The sequence below is a fragment of the Pseudomonas sp. SG20056 genome (assembly GCF_031764535.1).
Classification (GTDB): domain Bacteria; phylum Pseudomonadota; class Gammaproteobacteria; order Pseudomonadales; family Pseudomonadaceae; genus Aquipseudomonas.
Genome location: NZ_CP134499.1, coordinates 3,712,514 through 3,731,527, shown reverse-complemented (window position 1 = coordinate 3,731,527; position 19,014 = coordinate 3,712,514). Strand labels below are relative to the sequence as shown.

General features: G+C 60.1%; 20 protein-coding genes. 17 read left to right on the top strand and 3 right to left on the bottom strand.

Features of this window, described 5'->3' with window-relative positions; all coding sequences use genetic code 11:
* Window positions 1-222 precede the first annotated feature (222 nt).
* From ettA to RHP75_RS17720, 10 genes are all read left to right on the top strand, one after another.
* Window positions 223-1,890: an energy-dependent translational throttle protein EttA gene (gene ettA / locus RHP75_RS17765; protein WP_090249445.1), complete on the top strand. Its 1,668-nt coding sequence runs from the start codon at window positions 223-225 to the stop codon at window positions 1,888-1,890.
* 184 nt (window positions 1,891-2,074) lie between these two features.
* The gene (locus RHP75_RS17760; protein WP_311089348.1) at window positions 2,075-2,407 is read left to right on the top strand and encodes a TraR/DksA C4-type zinc finger protein; all 333 of its coding nucleotides are present in this window, start codon (window positions 2,075-2,077) and stop codon (window positions 2,405-2,407) included.
* 122 nt (window positions 2,408-2,529) lie between these two features.
* Window positions 2,530-4,992, top strand: coding sequence for a Lon protease family protein (locus RHP75_RS17755; protein ID WP_160013121.1), 2,463 nt, complete (start codon window positions 2,530-2,532; stop codon window positions 4,990-4,992).
* Between the two features lie 198 nt (window positions 4,993-5,190).
* On the top strand, window positions 5,191-5,532 hold the full coding sequence (locus RHP75_RS17750; RefSeq protein ID WP_160013122.1) for a hypothetical protein: 342 nt from the start codon (window positions 5,191-5,193) through the stop codon (window positions 5,530-5,532).
* A 202-nt stretch (window positions 5,533-5,734) separates the two neighbouring features.
* Window positions 5,735-6,232, top strand: coding sequence for a TIGR00645 family protein (locus tag RHP75_RS17745; RefSeq protein ID WP_160013123.1), 498 nt, complete (start codon window positions 5,735-5,737; stop codon window positions 6,230-6,232).
* A gap of 141 nt (window positions 6,233-6,373) precedes the next feature.
* A complete protein-coding gene (locus tag RHP75_RS17740) occupies window positions 6,374-6,679 on the top strand; it encodes a DUF6482 family protein (protein WP_311089347.1) in 306 nt (101 codons plus the stop codon).
* A gap of 4 nt (window positions 6,680-6,683) precedes the next feature.
* Complete coding sequence (locus RHP75_RS17735) at window positions 6,684-8,084, top strand: exonuclease domain-containing protein (RefSeq protein ID WP_311089346.1); 1,401 nt, start codon at window positions 6,684-6,686, stop codon at window positions 8,082-8,084.
* Window positions 8,081-9,616, top strand: coding sequence for a cryptochrome/photolyase family protein (locus RHP75_RS17730; RefSeq protein WP_311089345.1), 1,536 nt, complete (start codon window positions 8,081-8,083; stop codon window positions 9,614-9,616). Before RHP75_RS17735 ends, RHP75_RS17730 begins: the two co-directional genes overlap by 4 nt.
* A complete protein-coding gene (locus tag RHP75_RS17725; RefSeq protein WP_311089344.1) occupies window positions 9,613-9,759 on the top strand; it encodes a DUF2256 domain-containing protein in 147 nt (48 codons plus the stop codon). The genes RHP75_RS17730 and RHP75_RS17725 overlap by 4 nt, the downstream gene beginning before the upstream one ends.
* A 61-nt stretch (window positions 9,760-9,820) precedes the next feature.
* Window positions 9,821-10,438, top strand: coding sequence for an FKBP-type peptidyl-prolyl cis-trans isomerase (locus RHP75_RS17720; protein ID WP_311089342.1), 618 nt, complete (start codon window positions 9,821-9,823; stop codon window positions 10,436-10,438).
* Window positions 10,439-10,513: 75 nt separating this feature from the next.
* Here RHP75_RS17720 and RHP75_RS17715 read toward each other — a convergent pair whose 3' ends face one another.
* Both RHP75_RS17715 and RHP75_RS17710 read right to left on the bottom strand, forming a co-directional pair.
* Complete coding sequence (locus tag RHP75_RS17715) at window positions 10,514-10,741, bottom strand: hypothetical protein (RefSeq protein ID WP_090249418.1); 228 nt, start codon at window positions 10,739-10,741, stop codon at window positions 10,514-10,516.
* A gap of 156 nt (window positions 10,742-10,897) precedes the next feature.
* Window positions 10,898-11,866, bottom strand: coding sequence for a polyprenyl synthetase family protein (locus tag RHP75_RS17710; protein WP_311089341.1), 969 nt, complete (start codon window positions 11,864-11,866; stop codon window positions 10,898-10,900).
* Window positions 11,867-12,126: 260 nt separating this feature from the next.
* On the opposite strand from RHP75_RS17710, the gene rplU reads away from it, so the two are divergent.
* The 5 genes from rplU (at window position 12,127) to RHP75_RS17685 (ending at window position 15,872) form a co-directional block, all read left to right on the top strand.
* Window positions 12,127-12,438 (top strand): 50S ribosomal protein L21, encoded by a 312-nt coding sequence (gene rplU / locus RHP75_RS17705; protein WP_160013129.1) that lies wholly within the window; start codon window positions 12,127-12,129, stop codon window positions 12,436-12,438.
* Window positions 12,439-12,477: 39 nt separating this feature from the next.
* A complete protein-coding gene (gene rpmA, locus RHP75_RS17700; RefSeq protein WP_085584170.1) occupies window positions 12,478-12,735 on the top strand; it encodes a 50S ribosomal protein L27 in 258 nt (85 codons plus the stop codon).
* Between the two features lie 251 nt (window positions 12,736-12,986).
* Window positions 12,987-14,210 carry an Obg family GTPase CgtA gene (cgtA, locus tag RHP75_RS17695; RefSeq protein ID WP_160013130.1) on the top strand — a complete coding sequence of 408 codons (1,224 nt, stop codon included), beginning with the start codon at window positions 12,987-12,989 and terminating at the stop codon, window positions 14,208-14,210.
* Window positions 14,211-14,278: 68 nt separating this feature from the next.
* Window positions 14,279-15,397: a glutamate 5-kinase gene (gene proB, locus RHP75_RS17690; RefSeq protein WP_311089340.1), complete on the top strand. Its 1,119-nt coding sequence runs from the start codon at window positions 14,279-14,281 to the stop codon at window positions 15,395-15,397.
* Window positions 15,398-15,407: 10 nt separating this feature from the next.
* Window positions 15,408-15,872, top strand: a complete 465-nt coding sequence (locus RHP75_RS17685; protein WP_311089339.1) for a CreA family protein — start codon at window positions 15,408-15,410, stop codon at window positions 15,870-15,872.
* A gap of 134 nt (window positions 15,873-16,006) precedes the next feature.
* Here RHP75_RS17685 and rpsT read toward each other — a convergent pair whose 3' ends face one another.
* Window positions 16,007-16,285, bottom strand: a complete 279-nt coding sequence (gene rpsT, locus RHP75_RS17680; protein ID WP_160085557.1) for a 30S ribosomal protein S20 — start codon at window positions 16,283-16,285, stop codon at window positions 16,007-16,009.
* Window positions 16,286-16,464: 179 nt separating this feature from the next.
* On the opposite strand from rpsT, the gene murJ reads away from it, so the two are divergent.
* Together murJ and ribF are read left to right on the top strand one after the other, a co-directional pair.
* The gene (gene murJ / locus RHP75_RS17675; protein ID WP_311089338.1) at window positions 16,465-18,009 is read left to right on the top strand and encodes a murein biosynthesis integral membrane protein MurJ; all 1,545 of its coding nucleotides are present in this window, start codon (window positions 16,465-16,467) and stop codon (window positions 18,007-18,009) included.
* Window positions 18,010-18,086: 77 nt separating this feature from the next.
* Window positions 18,087-19,013 carry a bifunctional riboflavin kinase/FAD synthetase gene (ribF, locus tag RHP75_RS17670; RefSeq protein ID WP_311089337.1) on the top strand — a complete coding sequence of 309 codons (927 nt, stop codon included), beginning with the start codon at window positions 18,087-18,089 and terminating at the stop codon, window positions 19,011-19,013.
* Window position 19,014 lies beyond the last annotated feature (1 nt).

Sequence of the window (19,014 nt, the reverse complement as noted above, 5' to 3'; positions counted from 1 at the left end):
GGGGCGGCTAGCATGCCATAACCGTGGCAAAGTGCCAGCGCCGCCGACGAGCGTCGTTTGCCCTGTCCGGCGCATTCCGGTAGCTTTGCCGCACGCGCGCGCGACTGTACGAACGACGCTGTGCAGGTAGCGCCTGGCGGTTCCGTCCCCGCCGTGTGGCCTCAGGCTGCACGCATCAGTTGGCGGCTTCTTCTTTCGTTTCAACCCAGAACCAAGGTCATCATGGCTCAATACGTTTACACCATGCATCGGCTCGGCAAAGTCGTACCGCCGAAGCGGGAAATCCTCAAGAACATCTCCCTGTCGTTCTTCCCAGGCGCGAAGATCGGCGTACTCGGCCTCAACGGCTCGGGTAAATCCACCCTGCTGAAAATCATGGCCGGCGTCGACACCGAGTTCGACGGCGAAGCCCGCCCGATGCCGGAGCTGAATATCGGCTACCTGCCGCAGGAGCCGCAGCTCGACCCGAGCAAGACCGTGCGCGAAGTGGTGGAAGAGGCCGTGAGTCAGATCAAGGACGCACAGGCGCGTCTGGATCAGGTCTACGCCGCCTACGCCGAGCCGGATGCCGACTTCGACAAGCTGGCAGCCGAGCAGGCCAAGCTCGAAGCCATTCTGCAGACCAGCGACGGCCACAACCTCGAGCGTCAGCTGGAAGTCGCCGCCGACGCCCTGCGTCTGCCGGCCTGGGATGCCAAGGTTGAACACCTGTCCGGTGGTGAGAAGCGCCGCGTGGCGCTGTGCCGTCTGCTGCTGTCGGCCCCCGACATGCTGCTGCTGGATGAGCCAACCAACCACCTGGACGCCGACTCGGTGGCCTGGCTGGAGCACTTCCTCCACGACTTCCCGGGCACTGTGGTCGCGATCACGCACGACCGTTACTTCCTGGATAACGTCGCCGGCTGGATTCTCGAACTCGACCGCGGCGCCGGTATCCCTTACGAAGGCAACTATTCGGGTTGGCTGGAAGCCAAGTCGGATCGTCTGGCTCAGGAGTCCAAGCAGCAGTCAGCCCATGAAAAGGCCATGAAGGAAGAGCTGGAGTGGGTGCGCAAAGGCGCCAAAGCCCGTCAGTCCAAGTCCAAGGCACGTCTGCAGCGTTTCGAAGAAATGCAGTCGCAGGAATTCCAGAAGCGCAGCGAGACCAACGAGATCTACATCCCGGTTGGCCCGCGTCTGGGCGACAAGGTCATCGACTTCGTCAACGTCAGCAAGGGTTACGGCGACCGCGCGCTGATCGACAACCTGTCGTTCAGCATGCCCAAAGGCGCCATCGTTGGCGTGATCGGCGGTAACGGTGCCGGTAAATCGACCCTGTTCCGCATGCTGATGGGCAAGGAACAGCCGGACTCGGGCAGCATCGAAATCGGTGAAACCGTGCAGCTGGCCTGCGTCGATCAGAGCCGTGACGACCTCGACGGCAGCAAAACCGTGTGGGAAGCCGTGTCCGGCGGTTCCGACATGATCAAGATCGGCAACTATGAAGTGCCGTCGCGCACCTACGTCGGGCGCTTCAACTTCAAGGGCGGCGACCAGCAGAAGTTCGTCAAGGACCTCTCCGGCGGTGAGCGCGGCCGTCTGCACCTGGCGTTGACCCTGAAAGAGGGCGCCAACGTGCTGCTGCTGGACGAACCGTCCAACGACCTTGATGTGGAAACCCTGCGTTCGCTGGAAGAAGCGCTGCTCGATTTCCCTGGCGCTGCCATTGTGATCTCTCACGATCGCTGGTTCCTGGATCGCGTGGCGACCCACATCCTGGCGTACGAAGATGACTCGCATATCGAGTTCTTCGAGGGCAACTACACCGAGTACGAAGCCGATCGTAAGAAGCGCCTGGGCGACGCAGCCGCACAGCCGCACCGCGTGCGTTACAAGAAGCTGGCCCAATAAGCCACGCTGCAAACAAGAACGGAGCCGCAAGGCTCCGTTTTTATTGCTGCTGTATTGAGGGCGCCTCAATAGCCCGTGGTCCTCGTCTGATAGGTGAAGAAAAGTTACAGAATTACTGACGGGCATCAGTGTAAAAACCGCTGCACGAACCACACTTACAGCTGAGCCTTCGAGGACTATCAGCATGTCTGTCTTTGACCCCCACACCGCACTCTATAGCCTGCTGAACGAGTACAGCGCGCGTGCCCACGCGATTCGCCAGGATCTGGCGCGCAGCCACTCGCCGGATTTCGCCGAGCAGGCCCTGCAGCGGCAGAACGATGAAGTGTTGGAAGCCCTGCTGGCCGAAGCTGAGAGCGGCATGCGCCAGGTTGGCCTTGCCAAGCTGCGCCTGGCTGAGGGCTGCTACGGCGTGTGCCTGCGCTGTGGTGAAACCATCAGTCCGGCGCGCCTGCAGGCTATGCCAGCTGCCGAATATTGCCTGGCCTGTGCCGACATGCAGGATCAGGCCAACTGACACGAGGGTGTTGCGCTCGCCTTCTGACGCCTGAAAGGAGAGGCGCGCGATTGAGCTTATGGCTTGTGGATGCGGGCCGATGCGGCCATGATTTCCACTAGGCCCCCGTCCAAGGATTTCCAATGCCAGACTCCGTCGCAGCCCATTTGCGGTTGGCACCTGAAGCACTTACCCGTCCCTTTTCCCCTGAGCAGTTCAACTTCACCAATACCGAAGACCTGGAACCCTTCCGTGGCGTATTGGGCCAGGAGCGCGCCGTCGAAGCGCTGCAGTTCGGCGTGGCGATGCCGCGCCCCGGTTACAACGTGTTTGTCATGGGCGAGCCCGGCACCGGCCGCTTCTCCTTCGTCAAGCGCTACCTCAAGGCTGAAGCCAAGCGTCTGGAGACTCCGGCTGACCGGGTTTACGTCAACCACTTCGATGAACCGCGTGAGCCGCGTGCGCTGGAGCTGCCGTCTGGCACCGCCGGCGAGTTTCTCGCCGATATCAACGGCCTGATCGATAACCTGCTGGCAACCTTCCCAGCGGTGTTTGAGCACCCCTCGTTCCAGCAGAAGAAGAACGCCATCGACCGCGCCTTCAACAAGCGCTACGACCAGGCACTGGATGTGATTGAGCGGTTGTCGCTGGAAAAGAACGTCGCTCTTTATCGTGACAGCAGCAATATTGCCTTCACCCCCATGCTTGAAGGCAAGGCGCTGGATGAGGCCGAGTTCGCCCAGTTGCCGGAAGCCGAGCGTGAACGCTTCCATGCTGATATCGCCACCCTGGAAGAGCGCCTCAACGAGGAGCTGGCCAGCCTGCCGCAGTGGAAGCGCGAATCGAGCAACCTGTTGCGTCAGCTCAACGAAGAAACCATCACCATTGCCCTGCAGCCGCTGCTGGCGCCGCTGTCGGAGAAATACGCGGAAAACGCAGGTGTCTGCGCTTATTTGCAGGCGGTACAGGTCAACCTGCTGAAGACTGTGGTCGATCAGCTGGTCGAAGTGGAAAAGGCCGACGCACAAACCCGCAAGCTGCTCGAAGAGCAGTACTGCCCAAGCCTGGTGGTTGGTCATCACGCCCAGGGCGGCGCGCCGGTGGTGTTCGAGCCGCACCCGACCTACGACAACCTGTTTGGCCGTATCGAATACAACACCGACCAGGGCGCGCTCTACACCAGTTACCGCCAGCTGCGCCCTGGTGCGCTGCACCGCGCCAACGGCGGCTTCCTGATTCTTGAAGCGGAGAAGATGCTCGGCGAGCCGTTTGTCTGGGATGCGCTCAAGCGTGCCCTGCAATCGCGTCAGCTGAAGATGGAGTCGCCGCTGGGTGATCTCGGCCGCATTGCCACCGTGACCCTGACCCCGCAGATGATTCCGCTGCACCTCAAGGTGGTGATCATCGGTTCGCGTCAGCTGTATTACACGTTGCAGGACCTCGATCCGGACTTCCAGGAGATGTTCCGCGTCCTGGTCGACTTCGATGAAGACATTCCGCTGGCCGACGACAGCCTGGAGCAGTTCGCCCAGCTGATGAAGACCCGAACCTCGGAAGAGGGCATGGCACCGCTGACCGCTGCTGCTGTGGCTCGGGTTGCGACCTACAGCGCGCGCCTGGCCGAACACCAGGGACGCTTGTCGGCGCGTATCGGCGATCTGTTCCAGCTGGTCAGCGAAGCCGACTTTATCCGCAGCCTGGCCGGTGATGAAGTGACCGACGCCGGGCATATCGAGCGCGCATTAAAGGCCAAGGCCACCCGCACGGGCCGTGTTTCGGCGCGGATCATCGACGACATGCTGGCCGGTATCATCTTGATCGACACCGCCGGCGCGGCCGTGGGCAAGTGCAACGGTCTGACTGTGCTGGAAGTCGGCGACTCGGCCTTCGGTGTACCGGCGCGGATTTCCGCCACGGTGTATCCGGGCGGCAGCGGTATCGTCGACATCGAACGTGAGGTGAATCTCGGTCAGCCGATCCACTCCAAGGGCGTGATGATCCTTACCGGTTACCTGGGTAGCCGCTATGCCCAGGAATTCCCCTTGGAAATCTCCGCGAGCATCGCCCTGGAACAGTCCTACGGCTATGTCGACGGCGACAGCGCCTCCCTCGGTGAGGTCTGCACGCTGATCTCGGCATTGTCGCGCACCCCGCTCAAGCAGTGCTTCGCCATTACCGGTTCGATCAACCAGTTTGGTGAAGTGCAGGCGGTGGGTGGCGTCAACGAGAAGATCGAAGGCTTCTTCCGCCTCTGTGAAGCACGCGGCCTGACCGGCGAGCAGGGCGCGATCATTCCGCACTCCAACGTCACCACCCTGATGCTTGATGAACGGGTGCTGCAGGCGGTGCGTGCCGGGCAGTTCCATATCTATGCAGTGCGTCAGGTCGATGAGGCGCTGAGTCTGTTGGTCGGCGCGGATGCCGGCTCACCGAATGAGCAGGGGCAATTCCCCGCCGGTAGCGTCAATGCGCGCGTGGTTGAGCGCCTGCGTGATATTGCCGCCATGGGCATGGAAGACGACGACAAGGATGAGTCGAAAAAGGAAGAACCGGCTGCTGCGGCCAAGGAGAAGAAGCCACGGGCGAAAAAGCCGGCGGCTGAATGACCGCCCGGCTGCGACAATTCGTCCGGTGGCTGGTCAGTCACTGAGCGAATTGCCGCGCTAGCCCGTGCGCCTGGCTCGGGCTGGCTTTTCCTCACTTCATCCACACAGTTATCCACAGCAAGCGGGCATAACTGTTGGCTTCCCTCTGGCGGTGGCTCGGGTGTAGGCTGAAGACCTGCTCCTGAGAGGGTCGTCGCCATGTCGCGCAGCCTCAATCTCACTCGCCACTGCCTGGGCCTGGATACTCGCATCGAATGCGTGGTGTTGCCGCTGGCCGGCAACAATGGCCTCTGGACGCTAATCTGCGCCGCCGGCATGGCCGGTGCTCAGCCTTCCACAATCAAGGCGCAGGGCCCGTTCCACGGGGCTTTCGCCGCCGAAAGTATCCTCACGGATATCGCCGAGAACCTGCAGGGTATGGGCTATGAGCAATCTGCCGACGTGCCGATCTGGCGCCTGCATATCCAGGCCGAGTTGCGCCGTTTGAACGGTGAGCGTGGCCATCATCTGGGTGATTACCAGTTCCAGCCGGAAACCTGAGTGGGCAATTGCCGAGTATTTGACCAGCTGTCGCAAGCCCAGCAGAGGTCTGGCTTGCAGCCATTGATCCTGAGCCTGCCCACAAGGTTATCCACAGTTGCCGGGGATAACCGTAGCGGTCATCGATTGCCATACACCAGGGTTGTCTGGGCGAAGGCGCTGGGTATACTCGCCGGCAGTCTTGAACCCTGAGTGAGCCCTTATGGAACGCTTTATCGAAAATGCCATGTATGCCTCGCGTTGGCTGCTGGCGCCGATCTATTTCGGACTGTCGCTGGCCCTGTTGGCACTGGCGCTGAAGTTCTTTCAGGAAGTCTTCCACATCCTGCCTAACGTCTTTGCCATGGCCGAGGCGGATCTGATCCTGGTGCTGTTGTCGCTGATCGACATGGCGCTGGTGGGTGGTCTGTTGGTGATGGTGATGATTTCTGGTTACGAGAACTTCGTTTCCCAACTGGATATCAAGGAGGGCACCGAGAAGCTCAGCTGGCTGGGCAAGATGGACTCCAGCTCGCTGAAGATGAAAGTGGCGGCCTCTATCGTGGCGATTTCCTCAATCCATCTGCTCAAAGTATTTATGAATGCGCAGAATATTCCTGACAGCAAGTTGATGTGGTACGTGATCATTCACATGGCTTTCGTGCTGTCGGCCTTCGCCATGGGTTATCTGGATAAGCTGACCAAATACGAATCGAGCTGATCCGCTCCTCAGGTGTCCTCGCCGCCCGGCCGTTGCAAAACGGACGGGCGGTTTGCTTTCGGCCTTGTGCTTTTGCTGTGTTGTACAAAAATTGTATTTGTATAGATTTTTGTATAGCTTTGCTTGCCCGAGGATATCGCCATGAATCTGCAAGACTTGTCGCTACACGCCCACGCTGGGCATATCGACGCACTTAACCTGATCTCTATCGAGGGTGGCATCTACCTGCTGGAGGCGCACATGGACGGCCGTGCCCACCCGCTCAGTGACGGCCATGGCAAGACCCTGCACCTGCGCTCGGTCGAACATGCCCGTGACCTGCTGCATGACTTGCCACGCATACCGTTCCACCTGGTGCACGCGGTGGTGCATGACGAGATGTGCGGCATGCAGGACGGCACCCAGGACACCCTGCGCGTACCGATTTCCTTCAATTCGTCCTGGTAATGCCTTGAACCCCCCAACCCCGCTGCTTGATCGCCCGCTGGCTGTTCTCGATGTGCAAATCACTGGCATGCATCCTGACAAGGACTGCATCTGGGAAATTGCCGTGTTGCAGGTCGATGCGGGTTCGGTGGTGGCGCGCCACTCCTGGTTGGTAAAGCCCGCCTGTGCGCTGCCCCGGACGGTTTCGCGGCTGTCAGGTGTCTTACCGGCAGAATTGGACGAGCAGCCTGTGTTTGCCGAGATTGCTGGCGAGCTGTCCCGGTTGCTTGAGGGGCGGGTGGTGGTCGGGCACAACCTACGTGTGGCGCATGCATTTTTACGGCGTGCCTTCACCCTCGCAGGCCTGCCGGTGCATTACCGGCAGCTGTGCACCGTGCGGCTCGCGCGTGCCGCCTGGCCGGATTTACCGGATTACAGTCTGGAGGCGCTGTGTGAGCGTCAACAGATCCAGCGTTTTTTCCGTCATCGCGCACTACCGGACGCCGATGCCGTTTGGCAGTTGCTCTCCAGTTTGTTGGCGCAGGTGCCCGCTGAGCTACTGGATGCTCAGGTGCAACGCCAGCTGCGCAAAGCGGCAGTCCCCCGGTTCCTTAGTGCTGAGCGATTGCAAGCGCTGCCTGCGCGGCCGGGTGTTTATTACTTTTATGGCGACAATCAGGCGCTGCTGTACATCGGTAAGAGCCGTAATGTGCGCCAGCGTGTGCAATCGCATTTCCAGAATGATCACCACAGTCGTCGAAGTCTGCAGGTGGCTCAGCAGATCCGTGAGGTGCGCGTGCAGCCTACGGCCGGCGAGCTGGGTGCGCTGTTGTTGGAGGCTGCGGAGGTCAAGCGGCTTTTGCCGTTGTATAACCGGCAACTGCGGCGCCAGCGTGAACTGCTGACGTGGAGCCTTAGCCAGTCTCCGGGCGGTTGGCAGCTGGCATTGCAGGGTGTCGACACCCACGCACCGATTGACAGCAGTGTCGGTTTATTCCGCTCAAGGCGTCAGGCTCAGGACTGGCTGCGCAGCCAGGCGCGCAAGCATCAGTTGTGTTTACGTCTGATCGGTCTGGAAGCGGGCATGGGCGCGTGCTTTGCCACTCAACTGGGTGGCTGTCAGGGCGCCTGCTGCGGGCAAGAGCCTCGTGCTGCGCATGATGCCCGGCTGCTGGCCGCTTGCGAACAGCTGCGTACGGTGACCTGGCCCTGGCCGGGGACTGTCGCGCTGGTTGAGCGTGATCCTGAACATGGGCTCTCGCAGTGGCATGTGTTGGATCAGTGGCGCTACCTGGCCACGGTCGATGACCCGGCCTTGCTTCATTCCGTCAGTCAGCAGCCATCCCAGGCATTCAGTCTGGATGCCTACCACATCGTGCTGAGCCATTTACGGCGCTGCCCAAACACCGAGGTTGTTGTGTTATGACCACTCGCCGGCTCGCCCTGATACTGGGTGATCAGCTGTCTTTCGATCTGCCCAGTCTGCAGTCTCTGGACCCGCAGCAGGATGCGGTGCTGCTCGCAGAGGTGGCCGCCGAAACGAACTATGTGCCGCACCACCCGCAGAAAATTGCGCTGATCTTCAGTGCCATGCGTCACTTTGCTGAGGCATTGCGCGAGCGCGGTTGGCGCGTGCAGTACGTAGCACTGGACGACCCGGACAACAGCGGCTCGCTGCCCGGAGAGTTGCAGCGCTGGGCCGCGCAGTTGCAGGCGGCCGAAGTGCATGTCACCGAGTGTGGTGAGTGGCGCCTGGAGGATCAGTTGAAGCGCAGCGGCGTGCCGATCACCTGGCATAACGACAGCCGCTTTGTCTGTGGTCGTGACGAGTTTGTACAGTGGGCCGAGGGGCGCAAGCAGCTGCGCATGGAGTTTTTCTACCGCGAGATGCGCCGCAAGACCGGTTTGCTGCTCAATGGTGACGGTACCCCGGTGGGCGGCGCATGGAACTTCGATGCGGAAAACCGTAAGGCACTGCCCAAACAGATCAAGGCACCGATGACCGCGCGCTTCCCGGCGGACGCCATTACCCAGGACGTGCTGGTGCTGGTGGCCGAGCGCTTCAGTCATCACTACGGCAGTCTGTCGGCTTTCGATTACCCGGTGACCCATGCCGAGGCCGAAGCGCTGTGGCAGCATTTTCTCGATTTCGCCCTGCCGGCTTTTGGCGATTATCAGGACGCCATGGCAGTCGGTGAGCCGTTTCTGTTCCATGCGCGGATCAGCGCGGCGTTGAATATTGGTCTGCTGGATGTAAGAAGGCTGTGTGCTGATGTTGAGGCGGCTTACTGGCGCGGCCAGGTGCCGCTGAACGCTGCCGAGGGCTTTATTCGTCAGCTGATTGGTTGGCGCGAATACGTGCGCGGCATCTACTGGATGCACATGCCGGAGTACGCCGAGCGCAATACCTTCGGCAACACTCGGCCGCTACCGGAGTTCTACTGGACCGGTAAAACCCGTATGAAATGCATGAGTCAGGCCATCGGCCAGACGTTGGAGCATGCCTATGCCCATCACATCCAGCGGCTGATGGTCACCGGCAACTTCGCCCTGCTGGCCGGTATCCAGCCCAGCCAGGTTTGCGACTGGTATCTGGCGGTGTACATGGATGCCTTCGATTGGGTCGAGCTGCCCAACACCCTGGGCATGGTCATGCACGCCGATGGCGGCTACCTGGGCTCCAAGCCTTATTGCGCCAGTGGTCAGTACATCAAACGGATGTCCAACTACTGCGGCGACTGCACCTACAAGGTCACGGAAAGCGTGGGTGAGCAGGCCTGCCCGTTCAATGCGCTGTATTGGCACTTTCTGATGCGCCACCGCGAGCAGCTTTCGGGTAACCACCGGCTGGGCATGATCTACCGTGGCCTGGACAAGATGAGTGCAGCCAAGCAGCAGGGCCTGTGGGTACGCGGTGAGCAGCTGCTGGCCCGACTGGATGCGGGTGAGGCGCTGTGAAAAAGGCCGAATTGCCGGTCAAAACCTGTGCGGTGTGTGGGCTGCCCTTCACCTGGCGCAAAAAGTGGGCGCGCTGCTGGGAGGAGGTGAAGTATTGCTCCGAGCGTTGTCGGCGCAATCGCCAAGGCGCGGCAGGCGGGTAGGGCGGCCAGGCGGATTGTGCTAGGCTGGCCGACCTTTTTTAGCCCCTAGCGGAGCCGTGCTATGTCCGAACTCAATCTCTCGACTGACGAAACCCGCGTAAGCTACGGCATTGGCCGTCAGCTGGGTGGTCAGCTGCGCGACAACCCGCCGCCGGGTGCCAGCCTGGACGCCATCATCGCCGGTATCACCGATGCCTTTGCCGGCCAGCCAAGCCGCGTCAGCGAAGCAGAACTGACCGCTAGCTTCAAAGTCATCCGTGACATCATGCAAGCCGAAGCGGCGGCCAAGGCCGAAGCTGCGGCCGGTGCGGGTCTGGCGTTCCTCGCTGAAAACGCCAAGCGTGACGGCATCACCGTTCTGGCTTCTGGCCTGCAGTACGAAGTGCTGACCGCCGGCGAAGGTGCCAAGCCTTCCCGTGAAGACAGCGTGCGCACTCACTATCACGGCACCCTGATCGACGGCACTGTATTCGACAGCTCCTACGAGCGTGGCCAGCCTGCCGAGTTTCCGGTTGGCGGCGTGATCGCCGGCTGGACCGAAGCCCTGCAGTTGATGAATGCCGGCAGCAAATGGCGCCTATACGTGCCGAGCGAGCTGGCTTACGGCGAGCAAGGTGTTGGCAGCATCCCGCCGCACAGCGTGCTGGTGTTTGATGTGGAACTGCTGGACGTTCTCTAACGCTCAGTCGGTTTACCTTCGCGGGCATGGCTCGCTCTTACTTGATGTAGGAGCGGGCCATGCCCGCGATCCGTTTCAGGGGCGCAACGCCCGGGCGTAGCAGTAAAGAAATAGATTACGCACCAGCTCTTTAAGCACCAGCGGCTCGCTGGAGTTCAGCTCGTGCAGATCCAGGTCACCCTGATCACGCAGCTCATCTAGGGCATCTTCCTTAAGCAGGGCGCAAACCTCGCCGGTGTTGCGATTGAGAATGCGTAGGTACGGCTGCGGGCGGTCCAGCCAGGCATCGATCAGATAGGTCATGACTCATCTCCCTTTCAAGTTGTCAGGTGAGAATAATTCTTATTATATTTATAGCAAGGATTAATCGCTGCCTTTTGTCGCGCGGTGTGATTGCTGTGGATTGCAGGCAATAAAAAGCCCGCCATATGGGCGGGCTCTTGTCTGTCACGATAAGCCTTAGTGTGTGCGGGCTACGGCAAAGCGGCTGAGTTCGATCAGTGCGTCGCGGTATTCGCTGGCGGGCAGGGCGTCCAAGCAGGCGATGGCGCGTTCTGCGTAGTCGCGGGCTTGTTGTGCGGTGTAGTCCAGCGCGCCAGCCGCTTCTACGGCATTACGGATGCTTTCCAGGTCTTCGATGCCGCCTTTCTGGATCGCCTGGCGTACCAGTGCTGCTTGTTCAAGCGTCCCTTCGCGCATGGTGTAGATCAGCGGCAGGGTCGGCTTGCCCTCGGCCAGGTCGTCGCCGACGTTCTTGCCCAGGGTAGTGGCATCACCACGGTAGTCGAGCAGGTCGTCGACCAGTTGGAAGGCCACGCCGAGGTGGTCGCCAAAGGTGCGCAGCGCTTCGCTCTGTTCGGCGTTGGCGCCCGCCAGTGCTGCGGCGCTGTGGGTTGAGGCTTCGAAGAGCATCGCAGTCTTGCCGCGGATGACTTCCATGTAAGTTTCTTCGGTGGTGCTGGCGTCGCGGATCTTCGACAGTTGCAGCACTTCGCCTTCGGCGATCACCCGGGTGGCCTTTGAAAGGATCTTCATCACCGGCATGGAGCCAAGTTCGACCATCATTTCGAAGGAACGCGAATAAAGGAAGTCGCCGACCAGCACGCTTGGCGCGTTGCCCCACTGGGCGTTAGCGGTGCTGCGACCGCGGCGCATGTCGGACATGTCGACCACGTCGTCGTGCAGCAAGGTGGCGGTGTGCAGAAATTCGATGGTGGCAGCGAGCAGGCGCAGGTTGTCGCCTTCAATGCCCAAGGCCTTGCCGCTGAGCAGAACCAGCAAAGGCCGCAGGCGTTTACCGCCGGCGGAGATAATATAGTCGCCGATCTTCTCTACGAGCGGTACGCGCGACACCAGCTGGGCGCGGATGATGCCGTCGACGGCGGTAAAGTCATCCGCCACCACGCGGTAGAAAGCCTGGGGTTGCATCGCTTGCACCTGCTACTCATGGGTTGCGCGGCATGCTAGGGGGCAGGGTAGGGGCTGTCAAGGCAAGAGGCTGGTGCTCTGGGTGTCGGGGCCTTGCGTCGAGCTGGCTGCTTGCGTACAATCGCGCACCCTGAACTTCCCCCTGGGTATTTCCCTGCCTTACGCAATTGCAAGGGTGTCCTTGAAGGCCCCAAGCAGCCATGCCAGCCGACACTTATTCCTATAAAGCGCTGGGTGAGCAGGATTAACGGAGATTTACCATGTACGCAGTAATTGTTACTGGTGGCAAGCAATACAAAGTCACCGAAGGCGAATTCCTCAAGGTCGAAAAACTCGAGCTGGCCACTGGCGCAGCTGTGACTTTTGACCGTGTTCTGCTGGTCGGCAATGGCGACGACGTAAAAATCGGCGCTCCGGTTGTTGACGGTGCCAAAGTTGTGGCTGAAGTGGTTGCTCAAGGCCGTCACGACAAGGTCACCATCATCAAGTTCCGTCGTCGTAAGCACCACATGAAGCGCCAGGGCCACCGTCAGTGGTACACCGAGATCAAAATCACCGGTATCCAGGCCTGATTCGTTTCGGTCTGATCCCTTTATAGGAGTATTGAACTCATGGCACACAAAAAAGCTGGCGGTAGTACCCGCAACGGTCGCGACTCAGAAGCCAAACGCCTTGGCGTGAAGATGTATGGCGGCCAGGCTATCAAAGCAGGCAACATCATCGTGCGTCAGCGCGGCACCCAGTTCCACGCCGGTTACGGCGTTGGCATGGGTAAAGATCACACCCTCTTCGCGAAAATCGAAGGCGTGATCAAGTTTGAAGTAAAAGGCGCGTTCAACCGCCGTTACGTGAGCGTCGTTGCGGCTTAATAGCGCGACTGCTGGGAAAGCCCCGTCCTTGCGACGGGGCTTTTTTATTGGCTCGCCATCCATGGCGGCAACCCTGCGGGCCGTCGCAAGCGACGTTAGAAAACGCTCCGGGCGTTTTTTTTGTTTCTGTATTCTTGGGGTTCTTGCCAAACTGTCCTGGGTGTTAGCGTTCGATTTGAATGCAGGTCAATTTTGCAAGAACCTGGTGTTTCTCGGTTTAGATGACCCGCGTGATTGCGGGAGGCGTAAAAATGAAATTCGTCGATGAAGTATCGATTTTTGTAAAAGCCGGCGACGGCGGTAACGGCATGATGGCTTTTCGTCGTGAAAAGTTCATCGAGAAGGGCGGTCCCAACGGTGGTGATGGTGGTGACGGTGGCTCGGTGTATATCGAGGCGGTCGAGAACTTCAATACCCTAGTGGATTACCGCTACACCCGTCGTTTCCAGGCGCAAAATGGTGAGAAGGGTGGCAGTACCGACTGTACTGGTGCCAAGGGTGAGGATCTGATTCTGCCGGTGCCGATTGGTACCACGGTGATTGATGCCAGTACTCAGGAAGTGATTGGCGACCTGGTCCGCGCTGGCCAGCGTTTGATGGTGGCGCAGGGTGGCTGGCATGGTCTGGGTAACACCCGCTTCAAGTCCAGTACCAACCGTGCTCCGCGGCAAACCACGCCGGGCAAGCCGGGCGAGTCGCGCGATCTCAAGCTGGAATTGAAGGTATTGGCCGATGTAGGCCTGCTGGGCTTGCCGAATGCCGGCAAGAGCACCTTCATTCGCTCGGTGTCGGCCGCCAAGCCGAAAGTCGCTGACTATCCCTTCACCACGCTGGTGCCGAACCTGGGTGTGGTCAGTGTCGATCGCTACAAAAACTTCGTGGTTGCAGACATTCCGGGGCTGATCGAGGGTGCTTCTCACGGTGCTGGTTTGGGCATTCGCTTCCTCAAGCATTTGTCGCGTACCCGTCTGTTGCTGCATCTCGTTGATATGGCGCCGCTGGATCTGACCGATCCAGCCGAGTCGGCCGCCACCATTATTGATGAGCTGACCAAGTTCAGCCCGTCGCTGGCTGAGCGTGAGCGCTGGCTGGTGCTGAACAAGGCTGACCAGATGCTCGATGAAGAGCAGGAAGCGCGGATTGCTGAAATCGTCGCGCGGATCGAGTGGACTGGGCCGGTTTATGTGATTTCTGCACTGGCGCGCCAGGGCACTGAAAAGCTCTGTTATGACATCATGGACTTCCTTGAGGCGCGCGCTGAGCGCATTCAGGAGAATCCAGAGTACGCTGCCGAGTTGGCTGAGCTGGATACGCGCATCGAGGACGAGGCGCGCGCTCAGCTGCAGGCGCTGGACGACAAGCGCGCGCTGCGTCGTTCCGGAGTCAAGGCAGTCGGTGATGTCGATGAAGATGACAGCTTCTGGGATGAAGAAGACGAAGATGATGGCCCGGAAATTATTTACGTCCGGGATTAAGCAACTACAAAACGCCGCTTAATTGCGGCGTTTTTGTAATCACAGGTCGCGGCTAAGGTTGGAAGATCATGCGTGACAAGGTAACCGGTGCGCAGCGCTGGGTAGTGAAGATTGGTAGTGCGTTGCTGACCGCTGATGGTCGTGGTTTGGATCGTGCGGCCATGGCGGTATGGGTCAAGCAGATGGTCGCGCTGCGTGAGCAGGGTGTTGAGCTGGTGCTGGTGTCCTCCGGTGCGGTGGCGGCGGGTATGAGCAAGCTGGGCTGGGTAGCGCGGCCGAGCGCCATGCATGAGTTGCAGGCGGCGGCAGCTATTGGCCAGATGGTGCTGATTCAGGCGTGGGAGTCGAGCTTTGCCGAGCATGGCCGGCGCACGGCGCAGATTCTGCTGACCCATGACGATCTGTCTGATCGCAAGCGTTACCTGAATGCGCGCAGCACGCTGCGTACGCTGGTGGATCTGGATGTGGTGCCGGTGATCAACGAGAACGACACCGTGGTTACCGATGAGATCCGCTTTGGTGATAACGACACCCTTGCGGCGCTGGTTGCCAATCTGGTCGAGGCCGACCTGTTGGTAATTCTTACTGACCGCGACGGCATGTATAACGCCGATCCGCGGCATAATCCCGATGCCGAGCTGATTTTCGAGGCGCGCGCCGATGATCCGGCGCTTGATGCTGTGGCGGGTGGCGTGGGTGGTGCGCTCGGGCGTGGCGGTATGCAGACCAAGCTGCGGGCGGCGCGTCTGGCGGCGCGTTCCGGGGCGCACACGGTGATTGTCGGTGGTGCGATCGAGCAGGTGTTGGCGCGGCTCAAGGCAGGTGAGCGCCTGGGTACTCTGCTGGCGCCTGAGCGCGGCATGCTGGCAGCGCGCAAGCAGTGGCTGGCCGGGCATTTGCAGACTCGCGGCACCCTGGTGCTGGATGAAGGGGCGGTCAAGGCGTTGGCGACTGGCACCAAGAGTCTGTTGCCGGTTGGTGTTAAAACCGTGCAGGGCAGCTTCCGGCGTGGCGAGATGGTGGTGTGCGTGGCTGCGGATGGCCGGGAGATTGCGCGCGGTTTGGCCAATTACAGTGCGCTTGAGGCGCAAAAGATCATCGGTCAGCCATCCGATGCCATCGAGAAGCTGCTGGGGTATGTTGACGAGCCCGAGTTGGTGCATCGGGATAATTTGATCCTGGTTTGAGGGAAGGCTGATGCGAGTCGTAAAGGGATTGCTGGGTGCGCTGGTGCTGTTGCCTGGGTTGGTGGCGGCCGAGCAGATCGGAGAGGTGTCGACGGTTTTCAAGTTTATGGGGCCGAACGACAAAATCGTCGTCGAGGCGTTTGATGACCCTAAGGTGGAAGGCGTGACCTGCTATCTGTCGCGGGCCAAGACTGGCGGCGTCAAGGGTGGTCTGGGGTTGGCTGAGGATCGCGCCGAGGCGTCGATTGCCTGTCGTCAGGTTGGCCCGATCAGCTTTCTCGAGAAGCTCAAGGAGGGCGAGGAGGTGTTTCGTGAGCGTACCTCGCTGGTATTCAAGACCATGCAGGTCGTGCGGTTCTTCGATCAGAAGCGCAATACCCTGGTTTATCTGGTCTACAGCGATCGGGTAATCGAGGGGAGTCCGCAGAATGCGGTGACGGCCATTCCGATTCTGCCCTGGCCACAAAAGCCCTGAGTCAAAAAAGCCCGAAGCGATTCGGGCTTTTTTGTGGTTTTGGGCGTTGCAGGCTGCGCCAGCAGTTATTGCAGACAATAAAAAACCGGCGGTTAAGCCGGTTTTTCAAGAACGAGTAGCGTGTCGCAAACAGCTTAGGCAGCTGCGGCAGCGCTCAGGGCCTTGATGTGGCCATTGAGGCGGCTCTTGTGGCGAGCGGCTTTGTTCTTGTGGATGATGCCTTTGTCGGCCATACGGTCGATTACCGGCACAGCCAGGGTGTAAGCAGTAGCTGCAAGAGCAGCGTCTTTGGCTTCGATAGCCTTGACGACGTTCTTGATGTAAGTACGAACCATCGAGCGCTGGCTGGCGTTATGGCTACGACGCTTCTCAGCCTGTTTTGCGCGTTTTTTGGCAGAAGGTGTATTGGCCACCGTCAAGCTCCTCGAAGAAAAATTCTGGGGGTTACAAACAAATAAGGCCGCGAATCATGCCGATATGAGGGAGTGCTGTCAAGCCTGTTGGCTTTTCCCTGTGCTGGCCTGACCAGCGGCAGACCGCTACACTCGTCGCCTTTGCGCGCCAGTGCTTGTTTGCGGAGCCGGGATACTACATGAATTTGCTCAAGTCGTTGGCCGCCGTCAGCTCCATGACCATGCTTTCGCGTGTATTGGGCTTTGTGCGCGACACCATCATTGCCCGTACCTTCGGCGCGGGCGTGGCCTCGGACGCCTTTGTGGTGGCGTTCAAGCTGCCCAATCTGCTGCGGCGGATTTTTGCCGAGGGCGCGTTCTCTCAAGCCTTTGTGCCGATTCTGGCCGAATATAAAACCCAGCAGGGCGATGAGGCGGCGCGCACGTTTCTCGCTTACGTGACAGGCCTGCTGACGTTGGTGCTGGCGCTGGTAACTTTTATTGGCATTCTCGCCGCGCCGTGGATTGTCTGGGCCTCCGCCCCTGGTTTCGCTGATGAGGCGGAGCGCTTTGAGCTAACCACCGACCTGCTGCGGGTGACCTTTCCTTATATCTTGCTGATCTCCCTGTCCTCGCTGGCGGGGGCTGTGCTCAATACCTGGAACAGGTTCTCGGTGCCGGCCTTTGTGCCGACTCTGCTCAACGTCAGCATGATCGTCTTCGCCCTGTTTCTGACCCCCTATTTCGATCCGCCAATCATGGCGCTGGGCTGGGCGGTGCTGGTGGGGGGCTTGGCGCAGTTGCTGTTCCAGCTGCCGCATTTGCACAAGATCGGCATGCTGGTGCTGCCGCGTCTGAACCTCAAGGACACAGGCGTGTGGCGCGTGATGAAGCAGATGGGGCCGGCGATCTTCGGGGTGTCGGTCAGCCAGATTTCGCTGATCATCAATACGATTTTTGCCTCCTTTCTGGTCGCAGGCTCCGTGTCCTGGATGTATTACGCCGATCGCTTGATGGAGTTGCCGGCTGGCGTACTTGGTGTGGCGCTGGGGACCATTTTGCTGCCGGCCTTGTCGAAAACCCATTCGGGCGCCAGCCGCGAAGACTACTCCAAGCTGCTCGACTGGGGCTTGCGTCTGTGTCTGGTGTTGGCGTTGCCCAGTGCGGTGGCGTTGGCGATTATCTCCGAGCCGTTGATCGCCTCGCTGTTCCAGTACGGCAAGTTCACCGCTGACGATACCTTGATGACCCAGCGGGCCTTGATTGCTTACTCGTTGGGGCTGGTCGGCATCATTCTGGTGAAAATTCTTGCGCCTGCCTTCTACGCCCAGCAGAACATCAAAACCCCGGTGCGTATCGGGCTGGTGACGCTGCTGGCGACCCAGGCGATGAATGTGCTGTTTATCTTCGTGATTCCCCTGGCCCATGCCGGTCTGGCGCTGGCCATCGGCCTGGCCGCCTGCCTGAATGCTGGGTTGTTGTACTGGCAGCTACGCAAGCGCGACATGTTTCAGCCACAGCCGGGTTGGGCGTTGTTCCTTGGCAAGCTGTTGTTGGCGTTACTAGCGATGGTGGCGGTGCTGCTGCTGATTATGCAGCAGCTGCCAGCTTGGGCGGACAGCACTATGCTCTGGCGTTTGCTGCGCCTGGGCGGGCTGGTGGGTGTCGGCATGTTGGCCTATTTGGCCGTGTTGGCGCTGTTGGGGTTCCGTTTGAGGGATTTTGCTCGCCGCAGTGCGCTCTGAGCTGCAGCTGATTTGCTGCCTGTTGTCCGCTGCTCGGTGTGCGTATAATCGGCCACTTTATGAGCAAGAAGCGCGTTATGCAGCTGGTTCGAGGCCTACACAACTTGCGGCCCCAGCATCGGGGCTGTGTCGCCACCATCGGGAATTTCGACGGCGTCCATCGTGGTCATCAGGCCATTTTGGCGCGTTTGCGTGAGCGTTCCGCCGAGCTTGGCGTGCCCAGTTGCGTGCTGATTTTCGAGCCGCAGCCGCGCGAGTTTTTTGCACCTGATGTAGCACCGGCGCGCCTGGCGCGGTTGCGCGACAAGCTGGCTCTGCTGGCTGCCGAAGGTGTTGATCGAGTGCTGTGCCTGAGTTTCAACCGCCGCCTGCGTGAGTTGAGCGCGGCTGAGTTCGTGCATCGTGTGCTGGTTGAAGGCCTGGGTGTGCAGCATCTGGAAGTGGGTGATGACTTTCGCTTCGGCTGTGACCGCGCCGGTGACTTTGCCTTTCTGGCCGAGGCTGGTGAGCGCGAAGGCTTCAGCGTCGAGGCTGCCAGCACGGTTGAGCTGGACGGTATTCGTGTCAGCAGTACGCGGGTACGTGAAGCCCTTGATGCCGGTGATTTTGCCTTGGCGCAGCACCTGCTCGGGCGGCCATTTCAGATTGCCGGACGGGTGTTGCACGGGCAGAAGCTGGGGCGTCAGCTGAATGCGCCGACTGCCAATGTGCAGCTCAAGCGCAAGCGGGTGCCGCTCAAAGGCGTGTACCTGGTCAGCACCGAGATTGACGGCCAAACCTGGCCGGGTGTGGCCAACATTGGTGTGCGCCCGAGCGTGGCCGGTGATGGTCGCGCTCATCTGGAAGTGCATTTGCTGGACTTTGCCGGTGATTTATATGGCCGGCGTTTGACGGTGGCTTTCCACCACAAGCTGCGCGATGAGCAGCGTTTCGCCTCCCTTGAGGCATTGAAGATGGCTATTGCTGCCGATATTGCTGCCGCCCGTGCCCATTGGCGCGTTTAAG